A 26,796-nucleotide genomic window follows, 5' to 3' on the forward strand; every position below is an offset into this window, starting at 1 on the left:
GTCTTAGACGTCAGCGACCTTGCGGCCCTTGTACTCGAGGAACAGGGGGGTACCCTGCGAGTCCTCGACGACGCGGGCGCGGTGCGGCAGGCTGTACACGGTCTTGCCGTTCTCAACGGTCTTGACCAGCGAGGGCACAGCGGCCTTCCACGCCGAGCGGCGGTGACGGGTGTTCGAGCGCGACATCTTCCGCTTGGGAACAGCCATGATGTTCTCTTTCCTACTTGCTTTCAGACCCGGGGTGCTCCCCCGAGCCAGGTTCTGTTTCAGCCGTGACGGTCTCAGCGCTGGCATCAAAACCAGCCAGCGCCGCCCAGCGCGGATCAATATCCGCATCGGGCACCGCCGCAGCCATGGCCTCGCGCAGCTCACCGGACTCGGGATCGAGTCCCGGGCAGTCCGGGCGACACACAGGCTGGAACGGAAGTGCAAGCACTACCGCGTCTCGGAGCGGAGGTTCAAGATCCACGTGATCACCGTGAACCTCATACTCGTCGGCCTCCGTAGGAGTATACGCGAAAAGCTCCTGAAACTCGACTTGAAACGGCGTGGTGAAATCTTTCAGGCATCGACCGCACTCGGCGTGCATCGTGGTGCGCGCCTCCGCGGAGACGAGAATGCCCTCGTGGACCGATTCGAGTCGCAGATCGAGCTCGACCGTTTCCCCCGCGGGGATCTCGGCGAGCGCCTCGCCCCACTTCTCGGGGAGGGCGAGGGTGCGCGAGCGCTCGCGCATCTCCCCCGGCCGGTGGGCGATGTCGCGGATACTCTCCTCGAACACGCGTGCTGCTGCGCCGCGAGCGCCTGCCGCGGTGTGCTCCCCGGCCATCAGGCGGGCCGCGTCTTGTCGAGGAAGCGGGCGACGGCCGGCGGCACGTACGGGCTCACGTCTCCGCCGAGGGAGGCCACCTGCCGCACGAGCGTGCTCGACACGTGCGCGTGGGCGGGATCCGGCAGCATGAACACGGTTTCGACGCCGGCGAGGCTGCGGTTCATCAGCACCATCGGGGTCTCGTACGCGACATCGATCTGGGAACGGATGCCCTTCACGAGCACCGACGCGCCAACCTCCGTGCAGTAGTCGACGAGCAGCCCGACCGACCAGGACGCGACGAGGATGTTGTCCGGGATGTCCGGATCCTCCGCCAGCGACTTCTGGATCAGGCCGACGCGCTCCGAGAGCGGCAGCATGGCGTTCTTCCCCGGGTTGTGCACGACGAGCACATGCACCTCATCGAACACGCCGGCGGCGCGCCGGATGACGTCGAGATGCCCCAGGGTCACGGGATCGAACGATCCGGGGACGACTGCGATCTTACTCATGGCTCTAGCCTAGCCGCCCGCGCCTTAGAGTCCGTGCTGTTTCGCGAAGATCACGGCGTGGACCCGGTCGCGCAGCTGCAGCTTCGCGAGCACGCGGCCGACGTGGGTCTTGACCGTCGACTCGGAGAGGAACAGCTCGCCGCTGATCTCCCCGTTGTTCTTCCCCTCGGCGATGAGCCGCAGCACGTCGAGCTCGCGCTCGGTGAGCACGTCGAGCTCGGGCGCGAGCCCCGCCGCGTCGGCCGGAACGGGGGCGCCGGGCGCGGCGAAGCCGAGGCCGCCGTGCGGAGCCCCGCCCTCCTGCGGCAGCGTGCCGTTCAGGCGCAGCTGCTCGAGGAGGCGCTTCGTGACGCTCGGCGCCATGGTCGCGTCACCCGCGGCCACCCGACGGATCGCGTCGACGAGCTCGGTCGGCCGCGCGTCCTTCAGCAGGAAACCGCTCGCGCCCGCTTGGATCGCGCCCGTCGCGTACTCGTCGAGGTCGAAGGTGGTGAGCACCACGACGCGGACGCTCGGGAAGCGCTCGACCACAGCGCGTGTCGCGTCGATCCCGTTCATCCCGGGCATGCGCACGTCCATGAGCACGATGTCGCACCCCGCGCTGGGGCCCGCCTCGGCGAGCCGCGCGAGCTGCGCCAGCGCGTCCTCGCCGTCGATCGCCTCGGCGACAACGTCGATGCCGGGCTCCCCGAGCAGGACGAGACGGAATCCCGTGCGGATGAGCTCCTGGTCGTCCACGAGCATCACGCGGATCGGGGTGTCAGTCATTCGGTCGGCTCCTCTGTTCTGCGCGAGGGATCGCGCTCTGCGGGGACGGGGACGTGCGGGGTCTGCGCTGCCGCGCTCACGGGGAGGACGGCCCAGAGCCGCCACCCACCGCCCGCGGGCTCGGGCACCGGCCCGGATTCGATGTGGCCGCCAAAGACGCGGGCCCGCTCGCTGAGCCCCGCAAGGCCGCGGCCGGATCCGACACCGACGACGGGGCGGACGGAGCCCGCGGCGCGGCCGAAGTCGCGCACCTCGACACTCGTGCGATCGGCGTAGCGCGTCACCTCGACGCGCGCGCGAGCCCCGGTGCCCGCGTAGCGGAGCACGTTGGTGAGACCCTCCTGCACGACCCGATAGACGGCGAGCTCCTGGCCGCGATCGCCCGAGGCCTCACCGGAGACCGTGAGCGACACCCGAAGCCCCGCGCTCGTGAAGCTCTGCACGAGCGCCGGGAGCTCCTGCACTCCCGGCTGCGGCACGAGCTCGGCCCGTTCCTCGGGCGAGTGGAGCGCCCCGAGCAGGCGGCGCATCTCCCCGAGCGCTGTGCGCCCGGTCTCGGCGCTGCGGTGCATCGCATCGGCGGCCGCCGCGGGCGCGGCCTCGGCTGCGCGCGCGGCGCCCTCGGACAGCGCGATCATGACGGACACGGAGTGCGCCACGATGTCGTGCATCTCGCGAGCGATCCGGGACCGCTCCTCCGCGACGGCGAGCTGCGCGAGCTGATGCCGCTCACGGGCGAGCTGGTGCGCGCGGTCGATGATCGCTTCCAGGTAGCGCCTCCGGTTGCCGAGGTTGATGCCGAGCAGCAGGATCGCGAGCAGCCAGAGCGAGGTGAGCAGGCTGATCGCGATGAACTCGTTGACCGAGCGCACCACGCCCATGTCCGCCGTGATGACGCCAACGGGGCCGGTCTGGCTCAGCTGCTCCGCTGCGCGGCGGGAATCGAGCGCGAGCTGCAGCAGCGAGCCGACGACGGCGATGGCGTAGCCGAGCCAGCCCGCGGCAACGCTGCGGTACACGGGCACCGCGTAGATCATGAAGAGCAGCGCGACCCCGTTCGCGAGCCCCTGCATCCCCTGCTCACCGAACATCACGAGCACGACGACGATGAGTCCGGCGAGCGGGTAGCGCCTGCGGAAGAAGAGCGCCGTGGCGACCACAGCCACTCGGATCACGGTGAGCGGCCAGAGCGGCCAGTCGAGGTAGGGCGGGATCCCGAACCACGTCTCGGGATCGGCGGTGCCGCTCCAGTCCGCTGCGGCGAGCAGGTCGAGCAGTACCCCGAAGAGGCTGCCGAGCACGAACCAGACGACGATGAAGACGTCGACGACGACGGGGTGCGCCGCGAGCGCCCGGCGAATGACGCCGGGCGGTCGCGGGAGGCGCACCTCGGCTTCGCTGATCACGCCTCTAGCCTAACTTCTGTGCGCGGAACGGGGGCTCGCGCCGCTAGCGTGCGTCGCGGCGCTTGAACAGGATCGCCGCGGGGACCACCGTGACCGCCGCCCAGATCACCATCGCGACGAGCGCCTGCCAGAAGCCGGGCTCCATCGGGAGCTCCGTGATGCCCTGGGAGAGCGTGCCGCCGAGCGGCGTCGGCAGGTACGCGCTCGCCGTGCCGACCCATTCCCAGCCGGTCATGCTGAGCACCTGGAAGACGATCGGGAGCACGAAGGTGATCCCGGCAACGACGGCGATGCCGCCGGCGGTCGAGCGGAGCAGCGCCGCGACGCCGAAGGCGAAGAGCGAGATGAGCACAAGGTAGGCGATCGTACCGAGCGCGCCGGTGACGACGGGGCGGCTCGTGAGCTGCGCGGCCGCATCCGGGGTGCAGATGATGGCGACCGCGAGCCCGCCCACGACGAGGAGCGTGGCCGTCAGCGCGGAGACGACGGCGAGCACGAGCGCCTTCGCCAGGAACACGGGCGTCCGCTTCGGCACGGCCGCCAGCGTCGACAGGATCATGCCGCTCGAGTACTCGCTGGAGATCGCGAAGACGCCGAGCACGCCGAAGATGAGCGCGAGGAACGGTGCGGAGAGCGTGCTGGAGAGGAGCAGGTAGCTCTGCAGGCCAGCTTCGCCCCCGCCGAACATGGCGTCTCCGGCGCGCATCTCGGCGCTCCACAGCACGGCGATGAGCGTGCTGATGCCGAGCCCGGAGAGGACGGTGATCAGGAGGGTGAGGCGCACCGAGAGGAGCGAGGAGAGCTTGATCCGCTCGCTGCGGAGCACGCCGCCGAAGGTCTGGCGGTGACCGGGCAGCGGAGCCCGCATGGCGGCGGTGGGCTGAGGTGCGGGAGCGGAGCTGCCGTCGATGATGAGCGTGGAGGTCATGAGAAATTCCTTGTCTACCGTGGCCCGGGCTACGCTGCGGCGTACTCGAGCTCGGAGCGGGTGAGTTCCAGGTAGGCGTCCTCGAGGCTGGCCGCGATGGGGCTCAGCTCGTGGAGCACGACACCGTTCGCCGCGGCGACGGCGCCGATCTCCGGGGCGGAGAGGCCCGAGACCGTGAACGCTTCGTCCCCGGCCGGCTCGAGCGTCGCGGTGGTCTCGGGGAGCGACATGAGAAGCGAGGCGAGGCGGGCGGCCTCGGGGCTCCGCACCGTCACCCGCTGCTGGCGCCCGCCCGCGATGAAGTCACCGATCGGCGCGTCGGCCACCACGCGGCCGCGGCCGAGCACGATCACGTGGTCGGCGGTCTGCGCCATCTCGCTCATGAGGTGGCTTGACAGCAGCACCGTGCGGCCCTCGCTCGCGAGGTGACGCACGAGCTGCCGCACCCAGAGCACCCCGTCGGGGTCGAGGCCATTGACCGGCTCGTCGAGGATGAGCACCCGCGGATCCCCGAGGAGCGCCGCGGCGATGCCGAGCCGCTGCCCCATGCCGAGCGAGAAGCCGCCGACACGCTTGTTCGCGACGGCGCCGAGGCCCGTCTGCTCGAGCACCTCGTGGACGCGGCGATCGGGGATCCCGTGCGTCGCAGCGAGTGCGCGGAGGTGGCTGCGCGCCGTGCGGCCCGGGTGCACGCCCTTCGCGTCGAGCAGCGCGCCCACCTCGTGGAGCGGGGCGGGAAGGTCGGCGTAGCGGCGGCCGTGGACGGTCACGGTGCCAGCGCTCGGCCGGTCGAGGCCGACCATGAGCCGCATGCTCGTGGACTTGCCCGCGCCGTTCGGGCCCAGAAAGCCCGTCACCTGGCCGGGCTGGATCGTGAAGCTGACGTCGTCGACGGCGAGCTTGCCGCCGTACCGCTTGCTCAGGCCGCGTGCCTCGATCATGGATCCTCCTCGGAGTCGTGTGCCGGAGTTCCGGCGATACTTCCAAGGTAGGGAGCGCGGCGGCCGCGCACATCGGCCGCGAGTGCCTCAGTCGGTGGTACCCAGGTATGAATCCGGGGACGGGCTCACGACTTTGCGAGGTTGTCGAGGTGACCGGCCTCGCGCTCACTCGTGAGGAGCGCGGCGAGCTCGGGAGCGGAGACGAGCTCGGGATCCCGTTCGAGCAGTTCGCCCGCGAGCTCGCGGGTGCGGATGATCAGTTCCCCGTGCTCGACGACGCGGAGCAGTCGCAGCGTGGAACGGCCTCCCGACTGCTCCGTGCCGAGGATGTCGCCCTCGCGGCGCAGTTCGAGATCGACCTCGGCAAGGGCGAAACCGTCGGAGGTCGCGGCGATCGCGTCGATGCGCTCTCGGGCGACCGATCCCTGCTCCGCGGTCGTCATGAGGAGGCAGAGACCGGCGTGCGCGCCTCGGCCCACGCGGCCGCGCAGCTGGTGGAGCTGGGAGATGCCGAATCGGTCCGCGTCGCGCACGATCATGATCGTCGCGTTCGGCACGTTCACCCCCACCTCGATGACCGTCGTCGCGACGAGCAGCTGCACCTCCCCAGCCGCGAACGCCTGCATCACTCGGTCCTTCTCGGGGCCGGACATGCCGCCGTGCAGCCCGGCGATCGCGATGCCCGCAAAGTCCGCCCGCGCGCGGAGCTCGGCGACAGTGTCCTCGACGTTGGCGATGGGCCGGGGCTGCTCCCCCGCCCGCGCGTCGGCCCGCGCGGCGCCGTCCGCCGCGCCGTCCTCGTCCGCGGCGAGCTCTTCGCCCGCTTCGACCTCGCCCGCGGCGATCGCGGGGCAGACGACATAGACCTGCCGGCCCGCGCGGATGTCCTCAACAGCGCGGGCCCAGACCCGGGCGGCGCGGTTCGGCATCTCGAGCTCGGGCACGGCAAACGTCTCGATGCCCTGGCGCCCAGGCGGCAGCTCGCGGATGGTCGTGACCTCCAGGTCACCGAAGGCGGTGAGCGCCACCGTGCGCGGGATCGGCGTCGCGGTCATGGCGAGCACGTGCGGCTGCGCCCCCTTCCTGCGCAGCGCCTCGCGCTGCTCGACGCCGAAGCGGTGCTGCTCGTCGACGACGATGAGGCCGAGATCCGCGAACATCACGGCGTCGCCGAGCAGCGCGTGCGTGCCGACGGCAATCAGCGACGCTCCGGCCGCGATCGCGAGCAGCGTGCGCTTGCGCTCCGCGGCGGGCATCCGGCCGGTGAGGAGCACGGGCTGCAGCTCGGCCACGAGCTCGGGGCCGAGGGCCTCGCAGATGGAGCGGAAGTGCTGCGACGCGAGCACCTCGGTGGGAGCGAGCAGGGCGCTCTGCCCCGCGCTCCCGGCGACCTGGAGCATCGCCCGCAGGGCAACGAGGGTCTTGCCGGAGCCGACCTCGCCCTGCAGGAGGCGGTGCATGGGGTGCGGCTCCGCGAGGTCCGCGGCGATCGCTGCTCCCGCCGCCCGCTGGTCGCCCGTGAGCGCGAACGGGAGCGCGGCGTCGAAGCGTTCGAGCGCGGCACCCCCGTGCGGGCGCGGGGTGCTCTGCTCGGCCGCGGCTCGGCGGCGGCGGTCGAGGAGTGCGAGCTGCAGTTCGAAGGCCTCGCGGAAGCGCAGGCTGTCGCGAGCCGCGCGCCAGTCGGCGTCGTGCTCGGGGCGGTGGACGAGCTCGATCGCCCGGTGGAGCGGGAGCAGGCCTTCGCCGCGGAGCAACTCGCTGGGGAGCGGATCCGGGACGGGCCCGAGGGCGTCGAGGGCGAGCTCGATCGCCCGCTGCACCGTCCAGCTCGGCACCTGCGCCGTCGCCGGGTAGATCGGCACGGGCGTCTCGGCCCAGGCCTTCGCCGCGGCCTCGTCGAGCTGCTCGCCGCCGGGCGCGTCCTCCCGGTTGTCGAAGAGCTCGTACTCGGGGTGCTGCAGCTGGAGCTGGCCTCGGTACTCGCTCACTTTGCCGGCGAAGATGCCCCGACGCCCGGAGATCAATTCGCGGGCGCGCCACTCCTGGTTGAAGAACGTGAGCGTGAGCGACCCCGTTCCGTCGGTGATGCGCACCTCGAGGATGCTGCCGCGTCGTCGCTGCATGAAGCGCGTGCGCACGTCGAGCACCTGGGCGACGACGGTGATCTGCTCGCCGAGCGGCAGCCCGGAGAGCGGCGTGAGCTCCCCCCGGCGGGAGTAACGGCGCGGCACGTGCATCACGAGATCGCCGACGGTCTTCATGCCGAATGACTTCTCGAGCGGTTTCGCGGTGCGCGCACCGACCACTCCGGAGAGATCCGTCTCGAGCGTGACCTGCGACATGCTCCCAGCGTAGCGCCGACCACCGACATCGCGACTGCGCAGCAGCGGCTGCGGCGGGGGTGCCGTCGCCCGCGGTACCCTCGGAGGGTGACCAGGATTATTGCGGGAGCCGCCGGCTCGCTCCGACTTGCCGTGCCGAAATCGGGGACCCGTCCGACGAGCGATCGGGTGCGCGAGGCGATCTTCTCGGCGCTCGAGTCGTGGGAGCTTGTCCGGGGCGCCCGCGTGCTCGATCTCTACGCCGGTTCGGGCGCGCTGGGCCTCGAGGCGGCGAGCCGTGGCGCGCGCACGGTCGCGCTCGTCGAGAAGCACGCCGCCGCCGCGCAGATCACGACGCAGAACGTGCGCGTCGTCGAGCGGGCCTTCGCCGCGGGCGACGCGCCGGAGATCTCGGTCGTGCGGCAGAGCGTGCAGACCTATCTCGACGACGCAGGCGCGCGCGGCGCCCGCGCAGCGTGGGACGTCGCGCTCCTCGATCCGCCCTACGACCTCGGCGAGGAGGAGCTGACCGCGAACCTCACCGCTCTGCTCCCCCTGCTCGCCCCCGATGCCGTCGTGCTCGTGGAGCGCAGCTCGCGCAGCCCCGAGCCGCGGCTTCCCACCGGCCTCGTGCCGCTGCGGGAGAAGCGCTACGGCGAGACCGCCCTCTGGTGGTCGGAGCCGGATCCTGCCTAGAAAATAGGGCAGAACCGGCGTATTCTTGACGTATGCCTAATAATTTGGTCAAGCGCCGCTGGACGACCGAGCGCTGGGAAGCGCACATCGGCGAGCAGCTCCGGCGCGCGCGGCGCGACGAGGGCTGGTCGCAGGCCGAACTCGCGCGGCGCGCGAACGTGAACCGGAACTCGGTGAGCGCGCTCGAACGCGGCGAGGGATCCTCCCTCTCAACGCTCATCCGGGTCGTGCGCGCGCTCGGCCGCGGCGACTGGCTCGACGAGCTCGCACCGGATCCCGGCCCGAGCCCGATGGCGCTCCTGCGCGAACAGCAGCGCGAGCGCGGCGGCGGGACGGGGGGCCGGGCATGACCTTCACGAGAGTCGAAGTGCTCGAGGTGCGGGCCTGGGGCGAGACCGTTGGCGCGCTCTCGAGCGGCCGAGGCGGCATCGCGGCGTTCGAGTACGCGCCGGGCTGGCGCGAACGGGAGCTCGCGCCGATCCTCATGCCGACGCGGCCGCGCGGTCGCGTCTGGCGCTTCCCGGACCTCCCGCCTGAGACGTTCCACGGCCTGCCGCCCATGATCGCCGACGCGGCGCCCGATCGCTTCGGCAACGCGGTGATCGCGGCGGCTCTCGCACGGCAGGGCGTGCTGCCGAGCGAGGTGCGTCCCATCGACCGCCTCGCCTATGTCGGTGAGCGCGCGATGGGCGCCCTCACCTTCCACCCCGCGCAGTCGCCCGGCGAAACCGCGTCCTCGCTCGAACTCGCGCAGCTCGTCGAGGCCGCACGCGCGGCCGTCCACGGCTCCCTCGACGCCGATGCCCGCACCAGCGCGGTGAACGACCTCCTCCAGGTCGGCAGCTCGGCGGGCGGCGCCCGCCCCAAGGCCATCATCGCGTGGAACCGCGGCACCGACGAGATCCGCGCGGGCGGGATCAGCGCACCCGCGGGCTTCGAGCAGTGGCTCCTGAAGTTCGACGGCGTGGGCGCCGACGCCCAACTCGGCACCACGGGAGAGTACGGGCGCACCGAGTACGCCTACTCGCTCATGGCGGCCGCGGCGGGCATCGATATGGCCGAGTGCCGGCTACTCGAAGAGGGCGGACGGGCGCACTTCATGACCCGGCGCTTCGACCGGCCCGGCACCGCGGGCGAGCGGCTGCACCTGCAGTCGCTCTGCGCCCTCTCGGGCGCCGATTTCAACGCGCTCGGCACGCACGACTACGCGACCCTGTTCCTCGTGGCCGAGGAGCTCGGTCTCGAGGTCGGCGAGCAGCTCTTCCGGCGGGCCTGCTTCAACGTGCTCGCCGCGAACAACGACGATCACACGAAGAACCACGCGTTCACGATGGACTCGGCGGGCGAGTGGCGCCTCTCCCCCGCGTACGATCTCACCTTCGCGTACAGCCCGACGAGCGTCTGGCTGCGCCAGCACCTGATGTCGGTCAACGGCCGCTTCGAGCAGATCACGGCCCGCGACCTCCTGAGCCTCGCGGATCAGTTCTCCGTGCCCGGGGCCCGCGGCATCCTCGCCGAAGTGGGCGAGGCCGTGGCGCAATGGCCGGAGTTCGCGCGCGCGAGCGGCATCTCCGCGGACCGGATCGCGGAGGTCGGCGCCCGGCTGGACGCCGTTCGGCGGGAGCTCGGCTAGCCCCCGCGCCCCTCCGCCACACCGCGGAAGATCGGGTCGACTGTGATCCGGTATCCGGGTCGAATACCGGATCAGAGTCGACCGAATCTGGGCGTGGGGGCAGCGCAACGGGCGGAGCGGGGCAGCACAGCGCAGCAGCGCAGCGCGGCAGCGCAGCGGAGCGGGCAGAGCGGGCAGAGCGGGCGCGCGGCGGCACGCGCGGGCGGCAAACGCCGAACGGCCCCCGGGATCGCAGGATCCCGGGGGCCGTTCGATTGAGCGCAGCGCTTAGCGCGGCAGGAGGGTGTACTTCGACGAGAGGAACTCGTGGATGCCCTCGAAGCCGCCCTCGCGGCCGAGGCCCGACTGCTTGAGGCCGCCGAAGGGGGCCGCAGCGTTCGAGACGAGGCCCGTGTTGAGGCCCATCATGCCGCTCTCGAGCTTCTCGATCATGCGGTGGCCACGGTGGATGTTCTCCGTGAACACGTAGCTGATGAGGCCGTACTCGGTGTTGTTCGCGATCTCGACCGCCTCCTCCTCGGTGGAGAAGCGGATCACGCCGAGGAGCGGTCCGAAGATCTCCTCGCGCATGATGGCCGACTGCGGCGTCAGGTGATCGACGACGGTGGGCTGGAAGAAGTTGCCCGGGCCGTCGATCGCCTCGCCGCCCGTGACGACGGTCGCACCGGTGTCCACCGCGTCCTGCACGAGACGCGCGGTGTTGGCCACTGCCTTGTCGTCGACGAGGGCGCCGATGTCGAAGCCCTCCTCGGCGCCGCGGCCGACCGAGAAGGCGGCAACCTTCTCGCTCACGCGGCGCACGAACTCATCGGCGACCGACTCGTGGACGATGACGCGGTTCGCCGCGGTGCACGCCTGGCCGATGTTGCGGAACTTCGCGAGCATCGCACCCTCGACGGCGCGGTCGAGATCAGCGTCCTCGAACACGATGAAGGGAGCGTTGCCGCCGAGCTCCATCGAGGTGCGGAGCACGTTCTGCGCCGCCGCCTCGAGCAGCTTGACGCCCACGGGGGTCGAGCCCGTGAAGCTGAGCTTGCGCAGGCGGGGATCCGAGAGGATCGCGCTCGACTGGGCGCTCGACTTCGACGTGGCGACGACGTTCACGACACCGGCGGGGAGGCCGGCCTCTTCGAGCAGCTGCGCGAAGAAGATCGTGGTGAGCGGCGTGAGCGCGGCGGGCTTGATGACCACGGTGCAGCCGGCGGCCAGCGCCGGAGCGATCTTGCGGGTCGCCATCGCGAGGGGGAAGTTCCACGGGGTGATGAAGTAGCAGGGGCCCACGGGGAGGTGCGAGACGAGCATGTTGCCCGTGCCCTCGGGGTTCTGCCGGTAGTCACCCTGCACGCGGACGGCCTCTTCCGAGAACCAGCGCAGGAACTCGCCGCCGTAGTTGACCTCGCCGCGAGCCTCGGCGATGGGCTTGCCCATTTCCATGCTCATGAGGAGCGCGAACTCCTCCTTGCGCTCCATGAGGAGGTCAAAGGTGCGGCGGAGGATGTTCGAGCGCTCGCGAGCGGGCGTCGCCGCCCAGCTGTCCTGCGCGGCGACTGCGGCGTCGAGCGCCCGCACGGCGTCCTCGACGGTCGCGTCGGCGATCGACTTGATGACCTCGCCGGTGGCGGGATCGTGCACGTCGAGGGTCGCACCCGACGTCGCGGGCTCCCAGGTCCCGCCGATGCCGAGGCCGGACTGGACGCGGTCGAGCAGTTCCTGCTCGTTGGGCTTCAGAGCCATGATTCAGTGTCCTTTCGGGGTGGACTTAGGCGTTCGCTGCGAGAGCGTCCGCGACGATCTGCAGGCCCTCGCGGAGCAGCTCGTCGGAGATCGAGAGCGGCGGGAGGAAGCGGACCACGTTGCCGTAGGTGCCGCAGGTGAGGAGGATGACGCCCTCGTTGGCTGCGTGCTTGGCGATGGCGCCGGTGAGCGCGGCGGCGGGCTTCATGGAGCCCGACTCGACGAACTCGACAGCCATCATGGCGCCGCGGCCGCGGATGTCGCCGATGCGGTCATCGGTCTTCTGGAGCTCGGTGAAGAACTCGGTGATGATCGCACCGATCTCGCTGGCACGAGCCGCGAGGTTCTCCTTCTCGTAGGTCTCGATCGTCGCGAGCGCTGCGGCGCACGAGATCGGGCTACCCGTGTAGGTGCCGCCGAGGCCGCCCGCGTGAGCGGAGTCCATGATCTCGGCGCGGCCGGTCACGGCCGACAGGGGCAGGCCGCCTGCGATGCCCTTCGCGGTGGTGACGAGGTCGGGGACGACACCCTCGTGGTTCGCGGCGAACAGGTCACCCGTGCGCGCGAAGCCGGTCTGCACCTCGTCGAGGATGAAGACGACGCCGTTGGCGGTCGCCCACTCCTGGAGTGCGGGGAGGAAGCCCTCGGCGGGAGCGATGAAGCCGCCCTCACCCTGGATGGGCTCGATGATGATCGCGGCGAGGTTCGCGGCGCCGACCTGCTTCTCGATCTGCGTGAGCGCGACCTCGGCTGCCTCGGCGCCCGTCAGGCCGTCGCGGTAGGGGTAGGAGGTCGCCACGCGGGTGATCTCGGGCGCGAAGGGACCGAAGCCGTCCTTGTACGGCATGTTCTTCGCCGTCATGCCCATGGTGAGGTTGGTGCGGCCGTGGTACGCGTGGTCGAAGACGACGACGCCGTTCTTCTTGGTGTAGTGGCGAGCGATCTTGATCGCGTTCTCCACGGCCTCGGCGCCGGAGTTGAAGAGTGCGGAGCGCTTCTCGTGATCGCCGGGGGTGAGCTCGTTCAGCTTCTCGGCGACCTGCACGTAGCCCTCGTAGGGGGTCACGGTGAAGCAGGTGTGGGTGAACTGCTGGACCTGCGCGGTCACGGCCTCGACGACGGCGGGAGCCGAGTTGCCGACACCGGTCACGGCGATGCCGGAGCCGAGGTCGATGAGCGAGTTGCCGTCGGCGTCAACCATGACGCCGCCGCCTGCTGCGACGATCGAGACGGGGAGCGCCACGCCGACACCGGCGGCAACGGCGGCGTTCTTCCGCGCGAGGAGCTCCTGCGACTTCGGGCCGGGGATGCTGGTAACGAGCTTGCGCTCCTGCGGGAGCGAGGGGCCGCCGATGACATCGACCATGAGTGATTCTCCTTGCGTTGCTGTCGCGCGGGCGGCACCCCGCTCGCGCGTCCAAATGATTCGGGTTCAGCATAACGCCAGGACGCACGCCACTGATGTGCCAGAATGGCGAGCAGAGGCACTGGCTTTCGACAGATCGGCACCGGAGTGTCACCGGTGGGACAGGAGCGATTCATGCAGCTCGAACACGCCCGGAACACCGAGGCCGCCACGCCGCGGCCGACGATCGAACTCGGCGAGCTGCTGCACCAGTATCAGCTCGGCCTCGTGCTCATCGCGGGCACCGACGCGGACACCGCCACCCGCCCGGTCCAGTGGGTCCACGTGAGCGAGCTGGAGGATCCCACCCCCTTCCTCACCCCGCGCACCGTGCTCCTCACGACCGGCGCGCGCTTCGACGCCATGCAGGCGCAGGACGAGGCGGACGCCTACATCCGGGGCCTCGTGGACGCCGGCGTGACGGCGCTCGGGGTCGCGATCGGCCTGCACTGGGACCGCGTCCCCGCGCCCGTCGTCGCCGCCTGCGATCGCTTCGGTCTGCCGCTCTTCCGCGTGCCCTACGACACCGCGTTCATCGAGATCGTGCAGACGGCCGCTCGGCTCATCGACGCGCAGACTCGGGATCGGGATCTCTGGGCCATCGACTCGCAGCGCGCCGTGACCGCGGCGTCGCTGCACCGCGACGGCCTCGGCGCCGCGGTGCGGGAGGCCGCAGCGCGGCTCGGCAAGTGGGTCGGCGTCACCGACCGCTCGGGCCGACTCGTCGAGTTCGCCCCGCAGGAGGCGCGCTCCGCGATCCGCGCGGAGTGGATCCAGCGCGAGACGCGGCACCTCATCTCCCGCGGGCTGAGCGCCGGGCGCATCGGCGCAGCCTCGGGCGGCGGGCTCCAGATGCAGGCGCTCGGCCGCCAGGGGCAGGTGCTCGGCGTGCTCGTCGTCGAGGATCGCGGAGCACCCGACAACGCCGAGCGCACCCTCCTCGGCCTCGTGGGCGCGCTCGCCACCGTGCAGCTCGAGCACCGCAGCGGCATGGATGCGGCGCAGGCCTCCCTGCGCGGCGCGATCCTCCACCTGCTCGTCGCCGAGCAGTTCGCGCTCGCAGAGCGGCTCTCGGAGGGTGCGCTGATCCGGATCCCGAGCGGGGCCGTCGCCGCCGTGCGCTACCGCGGACCCATTGAGCCCGATCCGAGCTTCGCCGAGGACCTCTACTCGCTCGATGCGGGGAGCCCGGGCCTCATCGGCGCGCTGTACGCGGACGCCCCGCTGATCGTCACGGAGACGCGGCACCTCCCGGTGGTGAAGCGGCTCCTCGTGGCGCACCGGCTTCCCGCTGGCATCTCCGAGCGCGGCACGCTCAGCGGCGTCGTCGGGCTGAGCGAGCTCGTCGGGCAGGCGGACCGCGCGCTCGAGGCCGCGCTCGGCACCGACGCCGAGGTCCCCGTCGAGTATCGGCCGGAGCTCCACGGCGGGATCCTGCGGCTCCTCGCCGCCCAACCCGAGGCGAGCGCGCGGGCTGCGGCGCTCCTCGCGCCCGTTCGGCACCACGACGAGCGGCATGACGATCGGATCGAGGAGAGCCTCTCCACGTGGCTCGCGCACCACGGGCAGACGAGCCCCGCCGCCACCGAGCTCGGGATCCATCGCCACACGCTGAAGTCGCGCGTGCAGACCGCGGCGAGCCTGCTCCAGCTCGATCTCGACTCCCCCGATGCTCGCGCCGAGCTCTGGGCGGCGCTCCGCGTGCTCGCGGCCGACTCGGCGGCCGAGCCGGGGCGACGCTGACGCGAGGCGGTGCCGAGGCGAGCCGGGCTAGGCCAGCGCTGCGGTGAAGTGCGCCTCGACGTCGACCGAGACCACAATGTCCTGCACATCGACCTCGACGCGCGGCGCGTCCGCCGCCATCGCGAAGCGCGGCGCCCCCACGGGCATGATCCCTCCCCCGCCGAGCTCCGCATCGCGGAGCTGCACAAGTGCCAGCTCGGCGGCACCGATGGCGGCGGCGTAGTCCCCCGCGGTCGTGCGGGCGTCAGCGACCGCCGCAGCTCGCAGTTCCCGCAGGACGCTCGTGCGCCGCGCGTCGCTCAGCTTCCAGTTCAGCCGCGGGTCGACGCCCGTCTCCGCGAGTTCGGTCGTGAGCGCCCCCACCTGCTCGAGGGCACTGAGCTCGATCGCGATGCTCACGGACGCGCGGTGCTCCACCACCTGCTCCCCGCGCTCATCGCGCCAGCTGTTCGTGTACGTCGACAGCGCATCCGCGCTGAAGCTCTCCGCCGCGCCGCTCGCGACGAGCTGCTGCGCGCGCTCCACGAGCCGCGCGTGCTGGGCGGCCGCCTCGGCGACGACGGCGCGCCGCTCAGTGCCGACGTGGGAGGTGCTCAGCGCCAGCTCCACGCGATCGGCCGGGAGACGGCGCTCCGCATGGCCGGAGACCAGGATCTGCGGTGCCGGATTCGCGCTCGTCGTCTGCCCCATCACTCGTCTCCCCTGCTCGCGATCACGCGACGGTGCGTCGCGCGGAGGCCTGCGCCTCTGCGGCCACTGTACTCCGGCGTCTACGCGCCGGGCCAGCGCACGACGTAGGGATCCCAGCCCCGCCCGGGTGTCGCCGTGTCGTCGAGCAGTACGCCGTGCGCTGCCGCCTCGCGGACCTCCCCGATCGGCGCGAATCCGGCGGGCAGCTCGATCCCCACGGGGAATGCTGCAAGCAGACCGTGATCCTCGCCGCCGCTCAGCATCGCCTCGACGGGCACCGGGATCCCCTGCTGCAGGCCGTAGCCCGTGCGCAGCAGCTCGGACGAGAGCGCGATCGCCACGCCGCTCGCCCGTGCCATGCGCTCCGCGTCGATGGAGAGCGAATCGGACACGTCCATCATGGCGCTCGCCCCGGCCAGGGCTGCAACGCGTCCGAGTGGGATCGGTGGCGCCGGTGCGAGCTGCGCGGCGAGGATCTCGGGGTGCGCGGCCCAGAGCCCGGCGAGCGGCTCGGAACTCGCCGTTCCCTCCGCGTCGGCGGCCTCCGCGAAGAGGAGGGAGAGGCCCATACCCGCGAGCCCCAGTTCTCCCGCATAGGCGACGACGTCGCCGGGGCGCGCCCCAGCGCGGGTGACGGCCGCCACCTCGCCGAGTTCCCCCAGCGCGGTCACCGCCGCGGTGATCACGGGCGCTGTGCCGAGGTCGCCGCCGACCACACCGCAGCCGGGAGCCAGCGCGCGGCAGGCCGCGGCCATGCCCTCGGCGATCTCCTCGAGGAGCGATACGGGCGTGTCGCGCGGCACCGCGAGCGCGAGCGTGAGCGCGGTCGGGCGGGCGCCCATCGCGGCGACGTCGGAGAGGTTCGTCGCCGCGAGCTTCCACCCGAGCTCGAAACCGCTGTGCCACGCCGCACGGAAGTCAGGGCCCTCGATCATCGTGTCGGTCGTGACGACCAGCCGGCCCCGCACCGCGAGAACCGCGCAGTCATCGCCGGGACCGAGCTCGGCCGCGTCGGCCGGTTCGAGCCTCGCCAGGACTCGTCGGAGCACGCCGTGCTCGCCGAGCTCCCCCACTGTCTGCGTCATGCTCTCAAACTACCCCAGCCGGGGAAGCGCGGATCGCTCCCCACGAATCCTCCAAGTGAGTGCAGCTAGGCTGAGAGGGTGACCTCGCACGTTCGTTCCCGTCGCCCCTCCGTCCGCCCCGTCGCCGCGCTCCTCTCGGTCGGCGCGATCGCCTCGATCCTCACCGGCTGCGCCGGAACGGTCCCCATGGAGCCTGCTGCGGACGCGAACAATCCGGCCTGCGCGGACGTGACGGTGCGCCTGCCCGACTCCGTGGCCGGCGAGGGGCGTCGTTCGACGACGGCGCAGGCGACGGGCGCGTGGGGCGGCGACGCCGCCGTGCAGCTCGTCTGCGGGGTCGAGCCGAGCGGACCGACGACCGACACGTGCGTGAACGTGAACGGCGTGGACTGGATCATCGATGACTCGGCCGCGCCGATCTACCGTTTCGAGGCGTACGGGCGCGATCCCGGGCTCGCGGTGTTCGTCGATTCGAACCAGGTCTCCGGCACGGAGGCCATCGTCGACCTGAGCGCCGTCGCGAAGGAACTGCCGCAGACGCGCAAGTGCCTCGCGCTCTCCGACAGCCTGGACATCACCAAGCAGAAGTAGCCGGGGCACGGCGGGGCTGAGGCGCCCCACCGTGATCCCCGAGCGGCTCAGTAGGCCGGGCGCTTCTCGATCGCGAGCTCGATGAGCTCCGTGATGAGGTCGCGATAGCTCATCCCGGACTCCTCCCAGAGCCGCGGGTACATCGAAATGGGAGTGAAGCCCGGCAGCGTGTTGATCTCGTTCAGCACGGGGCCGTCTTCGGTAAGGAAGAAGTCGATTCGCGCGTGGCCCGCGCACTGCGTGACCTCGTAGGCGCGCACCGCGGCGTCGCGAATCGCCGCGAACTCGGCGTCCGTGACCTGGGCGGGCAGCGCGAGCTCCACGCCGGCGGCGCCGAGGTACTTCGCCTCGAAGTCGTAGAACTCGCGTCCGGTGAACACGATCTCGCCGATCACGGAGCTCGTGCGAGGCGCAGCCGTGCCGCGGCCCTCGAGCACCGCGATCTCGACCTCGCGGCCCGTCACCCCGGACTCCACGAGCACCGTGCGGTCCTCCGCGAAGGCGATCTCGAGCGCCGCGGGGATCTCCGCCGCGCTCGTGACGCGGCTCACGCCGACGCTCGATCCCGCGCGGGCGGGCTTCACGAAGAGCGGGTAGCGGAGCTCGGCGTCGATCCGGCCGACGAGACCGGGGTCGGCGTCCACCTGCTCGCGGGTCACCGTGACCCAGGGCGCCACGCCGATGCCGGCGTCGGCGAGCATCACCTTGACGGCGTGCTTGTCCATGCAGAGCGCGGAGCCGAGCACCCCGCTGCCCACGTAGGGCAGGTCGACGAGGTCGAGCATGCCCTGCACCGTGCCGTCCTCACCGTAGGGGCCGTGGAGCATCGGGAGCACGGCATCGACGTGGCCGAGGCTGCGCAGCGCGCCCGTCTGGTCGATCAGCGTGAGCGACCGGGTCGCGGTCGACGCCGGCCACAGCACCCGGGTGCCGTTGTCGCGCACCTCGGGGAGCGCGCCCGCCTCGAGACGGTACTCGGCGAGGTCGTCCTCCTGCATGAGCACGGTGGCGCCCTGCTTCGTGATCCCGACGAGGATCACGTCGAACAGCTCGCGGTCGATCGAGCGGAGCACGCCCGCCGCGGTGACGCAGCTGATCCCGTGCTCGCTCGATCGCCCGCCGAAGAGGATCACGACGGTGCGGCGCCCGGGCGCGCTCGCGTGCTCGGCTGCGGTCTCGGGCTGGGTCTCGGTCACGCGGGGCTTCCCTTCATACGGTTCACGAATCGCCGCCAGCGGCCGGGCTGGGCCGCATCGAAGCGCTGCTCGGGCCGGGGCACATCGTCCTCGGTCGCGAGGTGGGGGCCGAGGTTCGCCGGCGCCATGGTGCCGCTCAGCACCATCTGCACCTGCTCGACGATCGGCATGACGATCCCGCGCTCCCGCGCGAGTTCGAGCACGGGGGGCACCGAGGTGATGCCCTCGGCGACCTGCTGCATCTGCTCCTTCGTCTCCTCCTGCGAGTAGCCCTGGCCGATGAGCCGGCCCGCGGTGTTGTTCCGCGACAGCGGGGACTGGCAGGTGGCGATGAGGTCGCCCAGGCCGGCGAGGCCGGAGAGCGTCGCCGCGTCCGCCCCGGAGGCGACCGCGAACTCCGTCATCTCCGCGAGGCCGCGCGTGATGATCGCGGCCTTCGTGTTCTCGCCGTAGCCGACACCGTCGACGATGCCGATGGCGAGGGCGATGAGGTTCTTGAGCACTCCGCCGAGCTCCGTGCCGACGACGTCGGTGTTCACGTAAGTGCGGAAGTACGGCGCGGACGCGGCCGTCGCGATCTCCTGGGCGACGGCGAGGTCGGCGCAGGAGGCGACCGCGCCGGTCGGCTGCTCCTTGGCGATCTCGAGCGCGATGTTCGGGCCGGAGACCGCGGCGATGCGCTCGGGCGGCAGGTCGAGCGTGTCGGCGATCACCTCGGACATCCGCATGGTCGTCGACTTCTCGACACCCTTCACGAGGCTCACAAGCACGCTGCGGCGGTCGAGGAACGGCTCGAGATCGAGGAGGTTCTGCCGGAGCGTCTGGCTCGGCACCGCGAGGAACACGAGCTCCGCCCCGCGCAGTGCGGTGCCGAGGTCGCTCGTCGCGGAGAGTCGCTTCGGGAGGTTGATCCCGGGAAGGTACTGCGAGTTCCGCTTCGCGACCTGGATCTCATTCGCGAGCTCGGGCCGCCTCGCCCAGATGGTCACGTCGCACCCGGCGTCGGTAAGCACCTTCGCGAAGGTCGTCCCCCAGCTTCCCGAGCCGATCACCGCGACGCGGCGCCCGCGGTTGCGGCGCGCGTTCACGGTCGGTGCGGCAACTGCCGTGCTGTTCAAAAGCGCCCCGTCTCGCTCTGCTGGTGCTTGCTGGGATCCCAGCGCTCGGCCGGCGCCTGCTCACCACGGAGCTCGGCGAGGAGCGCCGTGATCGCGTCCATGAGCTCGCGCGTCGCCTCGGTGACGATGCGCTGATCGACGGGCTTGCCCGCGTACTTGCTGAGGTCGAGCGGCTCCCCCACCGAGACGTGGATCGTCTTGCGCGGGAAGGGGTGGATGCGCTTGGCGTAGCGCGGCATGAGCTCCTGCGTGCCCCAGTGCGCGACGGGGACGACCGGGATCCCGGACTCGAGCGCGAGCCGGATCGCGCCGCTCTTGCCGCGCATGGGCCAGAGATCGGGATCGCGGGTCAGCGTCCCCTCGGGATACACGATCACGCCGGCCTCACGGGCAATCAGCTCGGCGGCCGCCCCGATCGGATTCGCGCTGCCCGAGCTCGGACGCGCGGCGCCCACCCGCTCGACGGGAATCTGCCCCGATGCGCGAAGCAGCCAGCCGAAGACGGGCACCTTGAAGAGGCTCGCCTTCGCCATGAAGCGCGGCAGCCGACCGAGGTGCCACACCGCGGCACCGACCGCGATCGGGTCGATCTCGCTGTAGTGGTTCGGCGCCAGGATGAAGGGCCCCGTCTGCGGCAGCTTCGACTGGGGAGTGAAGCGGTACCGCACCATGAGCGACCACAGCGGGAGGATGAGCCCCGCCAGGAGCCAGAACACGGACGGTCGCCGTTTCTCCGCAGATGAGCGGCCGCGAATCTTTACCGTGTCAGTCATAACTCACATTATCCCGGAGGCTCGGTCCGACATCGGTATGCCGAACCGAGTCTCCGCAGATCGTTCGATTCAGCTCTCGTAGACGAAGTCCGCGCCGAGCAGCCGGAGCTTCTCGATGAAGTTCTCGTAGCCGCGCGAGATGATGCCAAGGTTCGTGACCTTCGACTGTCCCTCGGCCGTGAGCGCGGCGATGAGGTGGCTGAAGCCGCCGCGCAGATCCGGCACCTCGATGTCGGCGCCACTGAGCGGGGTCGGCCCCGTGATCACGGCGGCCTGCTCGAACTCGCGGCGCATCACGCGGCGCTCGTCTGCGGCAAGACCGTTCTTGTGGACCACGATGTTCGCGCCCATCTGGTTCAGCGCGTCCGTGAAGCCGAAGCGATTCTCGTACACCGTCTCGTGGATCGTCGAGGTACCCTGCGCCTGCGTGAGCGCCACGACGAGCGGCTGCTGCCAGTCGGTCATGAAGCCGGGGTGCACGTCGGTCTCGATCGTGACGGGCTTCAGCTCGCCGCCCGGGTGCCAGAAGCGGATCCCGTCGTCGTGCACGTCGAAGTCGCCGCCAACCTTGCGGAAGACGTTCAGGAAGGTCATCATCTCTTCCTGCTTCACCCCGCCGACGAACACGTCGCCCTTGGTCGCGAGCGCGGCCGCAGCCCAGCTCGCGGCCTCGTTGCGGTCGAAGATGGCCTGGTGGTTGTAGCCGCGCAGCGACTCCACGCCCTCGATGAAGATGACCCGGTTGGGCTCCATCGAGATGATCGCGCCCATCTTCTGCAGGATGCAGATGAGGTCGACGATCTCGGGCTCGATGGCCGCGTTGCGCAGCTCGGTCTGGCCCTCGGCGAGCACTGCGGTGAGCAGCACCTGCTCGGTCGCACCGACCGAGGGGTAGGGCAGCTCGATGTTGGCGCCCTTCAGACCGTTCGGCGCCGTCAGGCTGATGCCGCTCGGCAGCTTCTCGATGACGGCGCCGAACTCGCGGAGCGCATCGAGGTGGAAGTCGATCGGGCGATCGCCGATCCGGCAGCCGCCGAGATCGGGGATGAACGCCTCGCCGAGACGGTGCAGCAGCGGGCCGCAGAAGAGGATCGGGATCCGGGATGAGCCCGCGTGCGCGTCGATGTCCGCCTTGTGGGCCATCTCGACGTTCGACGGGTCGAGGCGCCACTCGCCCGGCTCCTCGCCGCGCGTGATGAGCACGCCGTGCAGCGCGAGCAGGCCGGCCACGACGCGCACGTCGGAGATGTTCGGCACATTGCGGAGCACGCTCGGGGTCTTGCCGAGGAGCGCGGCGACCATCGCCTTGGTGGCGAGGTTCTTCGCGCCGCGCACCTCGACGCGGCCGCGCAGCGGACGCCCGCCGTTGATGATGATCTCGTCGGAGGTCAGACCGACCCGCGCGCCGGCCTTCTGGGCGTCGCGCTTCCGGCCCTCCGCGGCCTCCTCCTCGGGGCTGCGCGTGAGCGCGCCCTCCGGGAGATCCGCATCGTCTGCGGGGGTGTTCACTGCTTCGGTCACTCGGTGTCTCCGAACTCTAGGCGGTCTGGGCCAGCGGCGTCGTCGTGGGCATCCACGCCGGGCGGCGGGACTCGAACTCGGCGATCGCGTCCTCGTTGCGGAGGGTCAACGAGATGTCGTCGAGCCCCTCCATGAGGCGCCAGCGGGTGTAGTCATCGATGTCGAAGGGCACGGTGAGCTCGCCCACGGAGACCGTGCGGTCCTCGAGGCTCACCGTGAGGGCGAGCCCGGGCTCGGCATCCATCGCTGCCCAGAGGCGCTCGACGTCGGCCTCAGCGACCTGCGCGGCGAGGAGGCCCTGCTTGCCCGAGTTGCCCCGGAAGATGTCGGCGAAGCGCGGCGAGATGACGACCTTGAAGCCGTAGTCGCGGAGCGCCCACACGGCGTGCTCGCGGGAGGAGCCCGTACCGAAGTCGGGGCCAGCGACGAGGATCTCCGCGTCCCGGTACTCGGGCTGGTTCAGCACGAAGCTCTCGTCCTGGCGCCAGTGGTGGAACAGGGCGTCATCAAAGCCGGTCTTCGTGACCCGCTTCAGGAAGACGGCGGGGATGATCTGGTCGGTATCGACGTTCGAACGCTTCAGCGGTGCTGCGACGCCCGTGATGGTGGTGAACTTCTCCATGGTGATCAGGCCTCCACCTTCTCGGTCGCGTCATGGGAGATGCCGTTGGCGGCATCGGTCTGCAGATCCCAGGGGCTCGACAGGGTGCCGCGGATCGCGGTCGCCGCGGCGACGAGCGGGGACACCAGGTGGGTGCGGCCGCCCTTGCCCTGCCGGCCCTCGAAGTTGCGGTTCGAGGTCGAGGCGCAGCGCTCCCCCGGCTCCAGCTGGTCCGGGTTCATGCCGAGGCACATCGAGCAGCCCGCGAAGCGCCACTCGCCGCCGAACTCCTCGACGATCTTGTCGATCCCCTCGGCCTCGGCCTCGAGGCGCACGCGCGCCGATCCGGGAACGACCATGAGGCGCACGCCCTCGGCCTTCTGCTTCCCCTTGATGAGCTCCGCGAACGTGCGCAGATCGTCGAGACGGCTGTTCGTGCAGGAGCCCATGAAGACGGCGTCGACCGCGATCTCCTTCATCGGCATGCCCGCGGTGAGGTCCATGTACTCGAGCGCCCGCTCCGCGGCGGCCCGCTCGTTCGGGTCGGCGATCTCGGCCGGGTTCGGCACGGTGTCGCTGAGCAGCACGCCCTGTCCCGGGTTCGTTCCCCAGGTCACGAAGGGCTCGAGCTCGTTCGCGTCGATGAAGACCTCGGCGTCGAAGCGGGCGCCCTCATCGGTGGGGAGCGTCTTCCAGTACTCAACGGCCGCGTCCCAGTCGGCGCCCTGCGGAGCGTGCTCGCGGCCGCGGACGTACTCGAAGGTGATCTCGTCGGGAGCGACCATGCCCGCACGGGCGCCGGCCTCGATCGACATGTTGCAGATCGTCATGCGGCCGTCCATCGACAGCGAGCGGATCGCCGAGCCGCGGTACTCGAGCACGTAGCCCTGCCCGCCGCCCGTGCCGATCTTCGCGATGACCGCGAGGATGATGTCCTTGGCCGTGACGCCCGGGCGCAGTTCGCCCTCGACGTTGATCGCCATGGTCTTGAACGGCTTGAGCGGCAGCGTCTGCGTCGCCATGACGTGCTCGACCTCGCTCGTGCCGATCCCGAAGGCGAGCGCGCCGAACGCGCCGTGAGTCGACGTGTGGCTGTCGCCGCAGACGACCGTGATGCCGGGCATCGTGAGGCCGAGCTGCGGGCCCACCACGTGGACGATGCCCTGCTCCTTGTCGCCCAGCGGGTGCGCGCGCACGCCGAACGCCTCGACGTTCTGGCGCAGCGTGTCGATCTGCAGGCGGCTCGTCGGATCTTCGATCTGACGCGTGATGTTGAGCGTGGGGGTGTTGTGATCCTCCGTGGCGATCATCAGATCCACGCGACGGAGCGGACGGTCCGCGGCGCGGAGCCCATCGAACGCCTGGGGGCTCGTGACCTCGTGGATGAGGTGGAGATCGATGTAGATCAGGTCGGGCTCGCCGTTCTCGCCCTTGACGACGACGTGGTCGTCCCAGAGCTTCTCGGCCAGCGTGCGCGGCTGCTTCGCCGCGGCACTGCCGGATCCTGATGCGTTCTGATCGCTCATTCTTGCTTCTCTTCTCAGTCTCTACGCTGTACAAGCACTGCGCGGCACGAAATATTCCATCGCACCGACGCGGTGCAGATTCGGCCATGCGGGAACTCCGCGACGGGGCGGCCGATGGCTAGAACCCGTCGCGGCTGTGAAGAAGCAGTCGCCGCATACGCATAGGGGCCACTCTACCATTCGCGACTGACAGACCTCGGCACCCCCGGACGCCGTGGCGTGCCGGGGGTGCCGAGGTGCTGTACGAGCGGCGGCGGGATCAGTCCTCCGAGTGCGGCTCGGCGGCGCCGAGGTGCAGCCGCTCCCCGCCCGCGCGCTCCTCGCGCTTCACCTTCACGAGGCTCGCCACGGTCGCCACGAGCATCGCGACCACGATGAAGCCGAGCGACGTCCAGGTGGAGATCTCGGGAACCGGCACGTGCTCGCCGCCGTTGATGAACGGCAGCTCGTTCTCGTGGAGGGCGTGGAGAATCAGCTTCACACCGATGAACGCCAGGATCGCGGCGATGCCGTACTTCAGGTACTCGAGCCGCTCGAGCAGACCGCCCAGCAGGAAGTAGAGCTGGCGGAGTCCCATCAGCGCGAACACGTTCGCGGTGAAGACGATGAACGGGCTCTGCGTGATGCCGAAGATGGCCGGGATCGAGTCGAGCGCGAAGAGCAGATCCGTCGCGCCGAGGGAGATGAGCACGAGCAGGAAAGGCGTGAACATGCGCTTGCCGTCGACCGTGGTGCTCAGCTTGCCGCCGTCGTACTCGTCGGTGAAGGGCATGACCTTCTTGACCTGCCGGATCAGCCAGCCGTCGCCCTGCTCCTCGTGTCCGCCGGGCTTGACCTGCTGCCAGGCCGTCCAGATGAGCCACGCACCGAAGATGAAGAAGACGGCGATGAAGCGCTCGATGATGGCGGCGCCGACGAGGATGAAAATGCCGCGGAAGATCAGCGCGAGCACGATGCCGATCATGAGCGCGCGCTGCTGATACGCCGTCGGCACCTTGAACGCGGCGAGGATCAGCACGAAGACGAAGAGGTTGTCGATCGAGAGGCTGTACTCGGTGAGCCAACCGGCGAGGAACTCGGTGCCGTGCTGCACGTCGCCGAGGAGGAAGATCGCCCCGGCGAAGAGCAAGGCGAGCAGCACGTAGAAGCCGACCCACAGGCTCGCCTCGCGCATCGAGGGGACGTGGGGGCGGCGGATGATGAGGAGGAGGTCGACCACGAGGATCGCCACGAGGACGATCATCGAGGTGATCTCGAACCAGAGCGGGAGTACTGAGGTCACGGGCGGGGTCTTCTCCTTCGGCCGGCGCAGGGTGCGCGAAACGCCGAAAGTCTCTTCCCGGCACCCCCTGCGGATGGCGCCGCGCCCGCACCGGCCGCGCGGTCGGCGCGCGGCGTATTGACGACACGGGCGAAAACGGAATACTCCCCTTCGCGATGCATCAGTATACCTCCGGCGCTCCCCCACAGCCGCCGACGCGCGCATTGCGATAGCATGTGACTCCGCTTTTCCCGCCTCGACCCACGCCAGGAGAACACCTGTGAATCACCGCACGACGTCGCCGATCGAGCGCAGCACCGAGCACGGCCCGGGCGCGGCGTCGCGCACCCTCGCGGCGTTCATCTTCGCGAGCCGCTGGCTGCAGGCCCCGCTCTACCTGGGCCTCATCATCGCGCAGGCCGTGTACGTCATCCTGTTCTTCGTCGAGCTCTGGCACCTGGTCGAGAAGGTCGTGGTCACCGGGCAGGTCACCGAGACCGACATCATGCTCAGCGTGCTCGCGCTCATCGACATCGTGATGATCGCGAACCTGCTCATCATGGTGATCATCGGCGGCTACGAGACCTTCGTCTCGAAGATCCGCGTGCAGGGGCACCACGACGAGCCCGACTGGCTGTCGCACGTGAACGCGAACCTGCTCAAGGTGAAGCTCGCGGTCTCGATCATCTCGATCTCTTCGATCCACCTCCTCAAGACCTTCATCGAGGTCGGCCGCATGGAGGACGGGCTCGTCAAGTCGGGCGACAAGGTCATCTACTCCTCGACGGGCGTGTTCTGGGAGGTCATGATCCACCTCGCCTTCATCGTCTCGGCGCTCGCGCTCGCCTGGATCGACAAGATGGCGCAGCACCACCCCGCGGTGCAGCGCGACGAGGTCACGGCGGGCGGCATGGAGGCCGAACTGCGCGGATCCGTCGTCGCCGCGCCCGCTCCGGCCGCCGCGCCCGCTCCCGCTCCCGCTGCCGCCGAGGCTCCGCTCAGCTCCGCGGACGGTTTCGTCACCGTGCGCCTCCCCGCGGGCGCACCGCTGCCGCAGGGCGCCGAGATCGTCGAGCGCTAGCTCCCCGGGCCTCCACTAGGCTGGTCTTCGGGCCACCCCGGTGGTACTCGCGCGAGTGGCGGAATTGGCAGACGCGCTGGATTTAGGTTCCAGTGTCTTCGGACGTGAGGGTTCAAGTCCCTTCTTGCGCACCATGGGCCCGGGCCTCTCCTCGCGGGGAGCCCGGGCCCTTCCCGTCCGCTGAATGCACGACCGAGAGGCCGCCATGTCCGTTCCCCCGAACACCCCGAGCCCGCAGACCCCGCAGACCCCGCCCGGCCGCGTGCTCGTCCCGCTCGGGATCGTGCTCGTCGTCGCCGCCGTCCTCGGGGTCGTGTTCCTCGACCTCGGCGTCGTTCCGCTGATCTTCGCCGTGCTCATCGCCCTGATGGGCGTGGGCATCATCATCCAGGGCATCGTCAACCTGACGCGCGGCCGCTAGGCGCGCGGGCCGAACACGACGGAGGCGCCGGGCT

26 protein-coding genes and 1 tRNA gene are annotated in these 26,796 nt (G+C 70.5%); 8 read left to right on the forward strand and 19 right to left on the reverse strand.

Annotated features, from left to right (window positions below; translation table 11 throughout):
* Positions 1-3: 3 nt before the first annotated feature.
* The 8 genes from rpmF to U874_RS0102700 form a co-directional block, all read right to left on the reverse strand.
* Positions 4-207: a 50S ribosomal protein L32 gene (gene rpmF, locus U874_RS0102665; protein ID WP_025133005.1), complete on the reverse strand. Its 204-nt coding sequence runs from the start codon at positions 205-207 to the stop codon at positions 4-6.
* Positions 208-220: 13 nt separating this feature from the next.
* Entirely contained in the window at positions 221-736 is a 516-nt protein-coding gene (locus tag U874_RS0102670; protein ID WP_232755852.1) for a DUF177 domain-containing protein, read from the reverse strand.
* A 92-nt stretch (positions 737-828) separates the two neighbouring features.
* On the reverse strand, positions 829-1,323 hold the full coding sequence (gene coaD / locus U874_RS0102675; RefSeq protein WP_025133007.1) for a pantetheine-phosphate adenylyltransferase: 495 nt from the start codon (positions 1,321-1,323) through the stop codon (positions 829-831).
* Positions 1,324-1,347: 24 nt separating this feature from the next.
* Positions 1,348-2,091: a response regulator transcription factor gene (locus U874_RS0102680; protein WP_025133008.1), complete on the reverse strand. Its 744-nt coding sequence runs from the start codon at positions 2,089-2,091 to the stop codon at positions 1,348-1,350.
* On the reverse strand, positions 2,088-3,497 hold the full coding sequence (locus U874_RS0102685) for a sensor histidine kinase (protein WP_025133009.1): 1,410 nt from the start codon (positions 3,495-3,497) through the stop codon (positions 2,088-2,090). The genes U874_RS0102680 and U874_RS0102685 overlap by 4 nt, the downstream gene beginning before the upstream one ends.
* A 43-nt stretch (positions 3,498-3,540) precedes the next feature.
* On the reverse strand, positions 3,541-4,425 hold the full coding sequence (locus U874_RS0102690; RefSeq protein ID WP_025133010.1) for an ABC transporter permease subunit: 885 nt from the start codon (positions 4,423-4,425) through the stop codon (positions 3,541-3,543).
* Positions 4,426-4,454: 29 nt separating this feature from the next.
* The gene (locus U874_RS0102695; RefSeq protein WP_025133011.1) at positions 4,455-5,366 is read right to left on the reverse strand and encodes an ABC transporter ATP-binding protein; all 912 of its coding nucleotides are present in this window, start codon (positions 5,364-5,366) and stop codon (positions 4,455-4,457) included.
* A gap of 125 nt (positions 5,367-5,491) precedes the next feature.
* The gene (locus tag U874_RS0102700) at positions 5,492-7,708 is read right to left on the reverse strand and encodes an ATP-dependent DNA helicase RecG (protein ID WP_025133012.1); all 2,217 of its coding nucleotides are present in this window, start codon (positions 7,706-7,708) and stop codon (positions 5,492-5,494) included.
* An 87-nt stretch (positions 7,709-7,795) separates the two neighbouring features.
* Between U874_RS0102700 and rsmD the strand changes: the two genes are divergently transcribed.
* Genes rsmD through U874_RS0102715 form a run of 3 tightly spaced genes read left to right on the forward strand, consistent with a single transcriptional unit; the run spans position 7,796 to position 10,016 of the window.
* A complete protein-coding gene (rsmD, locus tag U874_RS0102705) occupies positions 7,796-8,383 on the forward strand; it encodes a 16S rRNA (guanine(966)-N(2))-methyltransferase RsmD (RefSeq protein WP_025133013.1) in 588 nt (195 codons plus the stop codon).
* A 32-nt stretch (positions 8,384-8,415) separates the two neighbouring features.
* Complete coding sequence (locus U874_RS0102710) at positions 8,416-8,733, forward strand: helix-turn-helix transcriptional regulator (protein ID WP_051582763.1); 318 nt, start codon at positions 8,416-8,418, stop codon at positions 8,731-8,733.
* Entirely contained in the window at positions 8,730-10,016 is a 1,287-nt protein-coding gene (locus U874_RS0102715; protein ID WP_025133015.1) for a type II toxin-antitoxin system HipA family toxin, read from the forward strand. The genes U874_RS0102710 and U874_RS0102715 overlap by 4 nt, the downstream gene beginning before the upstream one ends.
* A gap of 267 nt (positions 10,017-10,283) precedes the next feature.
* Here U874_RS0102715 and U874_RS0102720 read toward each other — a convergent pair whose 3' ends face one another.
* Positions 10,284-11,750, reverse strand: coding sequence for an NAD-dependent succinate-semialdehyde dehydrogenase (locus U874_RS0102720; RefSeq protein ID WP_025133016.1), 1,467 nt, complete (start codon positions 11,748-11,750; stop codon positions 10,284-10,286).
* 25 nt (positions 11,751-11,775) lie between these two features.
* On the reverse strand, positions 11,776-13,116 hold the full coding sequence (gene gabT / locus U874_RS0102725; RefSeq protein ID WP_025133017.1) for a 4-aminobutyrate--2-oxoglutarate transaminase: 1,341 nt from the start codon (positions 13,114-13,116) through the stop codon (positions 11,776-11,778).
* 174 nt (positions 13,117-13,290) lie between these two features.
* Between gabT and U874_RS0102730 the strand changes: the two genes are divergently transcribed.
* Positions 13,291-14,898, forward strand: coding sequence for a PucR family transcriptional regulator (locus tag U874_RS0102730; protein ID WP_025133018.1), 1,608 nt, complete (start codon positions 13,291-13,293; stop codon positions 14,896-14,898).
* Positions 14,899-14,925: 27 nt separating this feature from the next.
* Here U874_RS0102730 and U874_RS14620 read toward each other — a convergent pair whose 3' ends face one another.
* Positions 14,926-15,588, reverse strand: coding sequence for an SIMPL domain-containing protein (locus tag U874_RS14620; protein ID WP_025133019.1), 663 nt, complete (start codon positions 15,586-15,588; stop codon positions 14,926-14,928).
* 80 nt (positions 15,589-15,668) lie between these two features.
* Positions 15,669-16,673: a thiamine-phosphate kinase gene (thiL, locus tag U874_RS0102740; RefSeq protein ID WP_025133020.1), complete on the reverse strand. Its 1,005-nt coding sequence runs from the start codon at positions 16,671-16,673 to the stop codon at positions 15,669-15,671.
* 78 nt (positions 16,674-16,751) lie between these two features.
* Here thiL and U874_RS0102745 point away from each other — a divergent pair, with 78 nt between their 5' ends.
* Entirely contained in the window at positions 16,752-17,264 is a 513-nt protein-coding gene (locus tag U874_RS0102745; RefSeq protein ID WP_025133021.1) for a DUF3515 domain-containing protein, read from the forward strand.
* 47 nt (positions 17,265-17,311) lie between these two features.
* On the opposite strand, the gene U874_RS0102750 is transcribed toward U874_RS0102745, so the two are convergent.
* The 7 genes from U874_RS0102750 to U874_RS0102780 form a co-directional block, all read right to left on the reverse strand.
* Positions 17,312-18,460 carry a D-alanine--D-alanine ligase family protein gene (locus tag U874_RS0102750; protein WP_025133022.1) on the reverse strand — a complete coding sequence of 383 codons (1,149 nt, stop codon included), beginning with the start codon at positions 18,458-18,460 and terminating at the stop codon, positions 17,312-17,314.
* Positions 18,457-19,578 (reverse strand): NAD(P)H-dependent glycerol-3-phosphate dehydrogenase, encoded by a 1,122-nt coding sequence (locus tag U874_RS0102755; protein ID WP_025133023.1) that lies wholly within the window; start codon positions 19,576-19,578, stop codon positions 18,457-18,459. Before U874_RS0102755 ends, U874_RS0102750 begins: the two co-directional genes overlap by 4 nt.
* Positions 19,575-20,351 carry a 1-acyl-sn-glycerol-3-phosphate acyltransferase gene (locus U874_RS0102760; RefSeq protein ID WP_025133024.1) on the reverse strand — a complete coding sequence of 259 codons (777 nt, stop codon included), beginning with the start codon at positions 20,349-20,351 and terminating at the stop codon, positions 19,575-19,577. The genes U874_RS0102755 and U874_RS0102760 overlap by 4 nt, the downstream gene beginning before the upstream one ends.
* 69 nt (positions 20,352-20,420) lie before the next feature.
* Entirely contained in the window at positions 20,421-21,743 is a 1,323-nt protein-coding gene (gene murA, locus U874_RS0102765; protein ID WP_029987489.1) for a UDP-N-acetylglucosamine 1-carboxyvinyltransferase, read from the reverse strand.
* A gap of 145 nt (positions 21,744-21,888) precedes the next feature.
* A complete protein-coding gene (gene leuD / locus U874_RS0102770) occupies positions 21,889-22,494 on the reverse strand; it encodes a 3-isopropylmalate dehydratase small subunit (protein WP_025133026.1) in 606 nt (201 codons plus the stop codon).
* A gap of 5 nt (positions 22,495-22,499) precedes the next feature.
* Positions 22,500-23,999, reverse strand: a complete 1,500-nt coding sequence (gene leuC, locus U874_RS0102775) for a 3-isopropylmalate dehydratase large subunit (protein ID WP_025133027.1) — start codon at positions 23,997-23,999, stop codon at positions 22,500-22,502.
* A 259-nt stretch (positions 24,000-24,258) separates the two neighbouring features.
* The gene (locus U874_RS0102780; protein ID WP_025133028.1) at positions 24,259-25,281 is read right to left on the reverse strand and encodes a TerC family protein; all 1,023 of its coding nucleotides are present in this window, start codon (positions 25,279-25,281) and stop codon (positions 24,259-24,261) included.
* A 259-nt stretch (positions 25,282-25,540) separates the two neighbouring features.
* Between U874_RS0102780 and U874_RS0102785 the strand changes: the two genes are divergently transcribed.
* The 3 genes from U874_RS0102785 to U874_RS0102795 all read left to right on the forward strand — a co-directional run bounded on the left by U874_RS0102785 (position 25,541) and on the right by U874_RS0102795 (position 26,762).
* Positions 25,541-26,341: a TIGR00645 family protein gene (locus U874_RS0102785; RefSeq protein ID WP_025133029.1), complete on the forward strand. Its 801-nt coding sequence runs from the start codon at positions 25,541-25,543 to the stop codon at positions 26,339-26,341.
* 49 nt (positions 26,342-26,390) lie between these two features.
* Positions 26,391-26,475, forward strand: a tRNA-Leu gene (locus tag U874_RS0102790).
* 71 nt (positions 26,476-26,546) lie between these two features.
* Positions 26,547-26,762, forward strand: a complete 216-nt coding sequence (locus tag U874_RS0102795) for a hypothetical protein (protein WP_025133030.1) — start codon at positions 26,547-26,549, stop codon at positions 26,760-26,762.
* Positions 26,763-26,796: the final 34 nt, after the last annotated feature.

This window comes from Leucobacter sp. PH1c (assembly GCF_000633415.1).
In the GTDB taxonomy this organism is placed as follows: Bacteria; Actinomycetota; Actinomycetes; order Actinomycetales; family Microbacteriaceae; genus Leucobacter.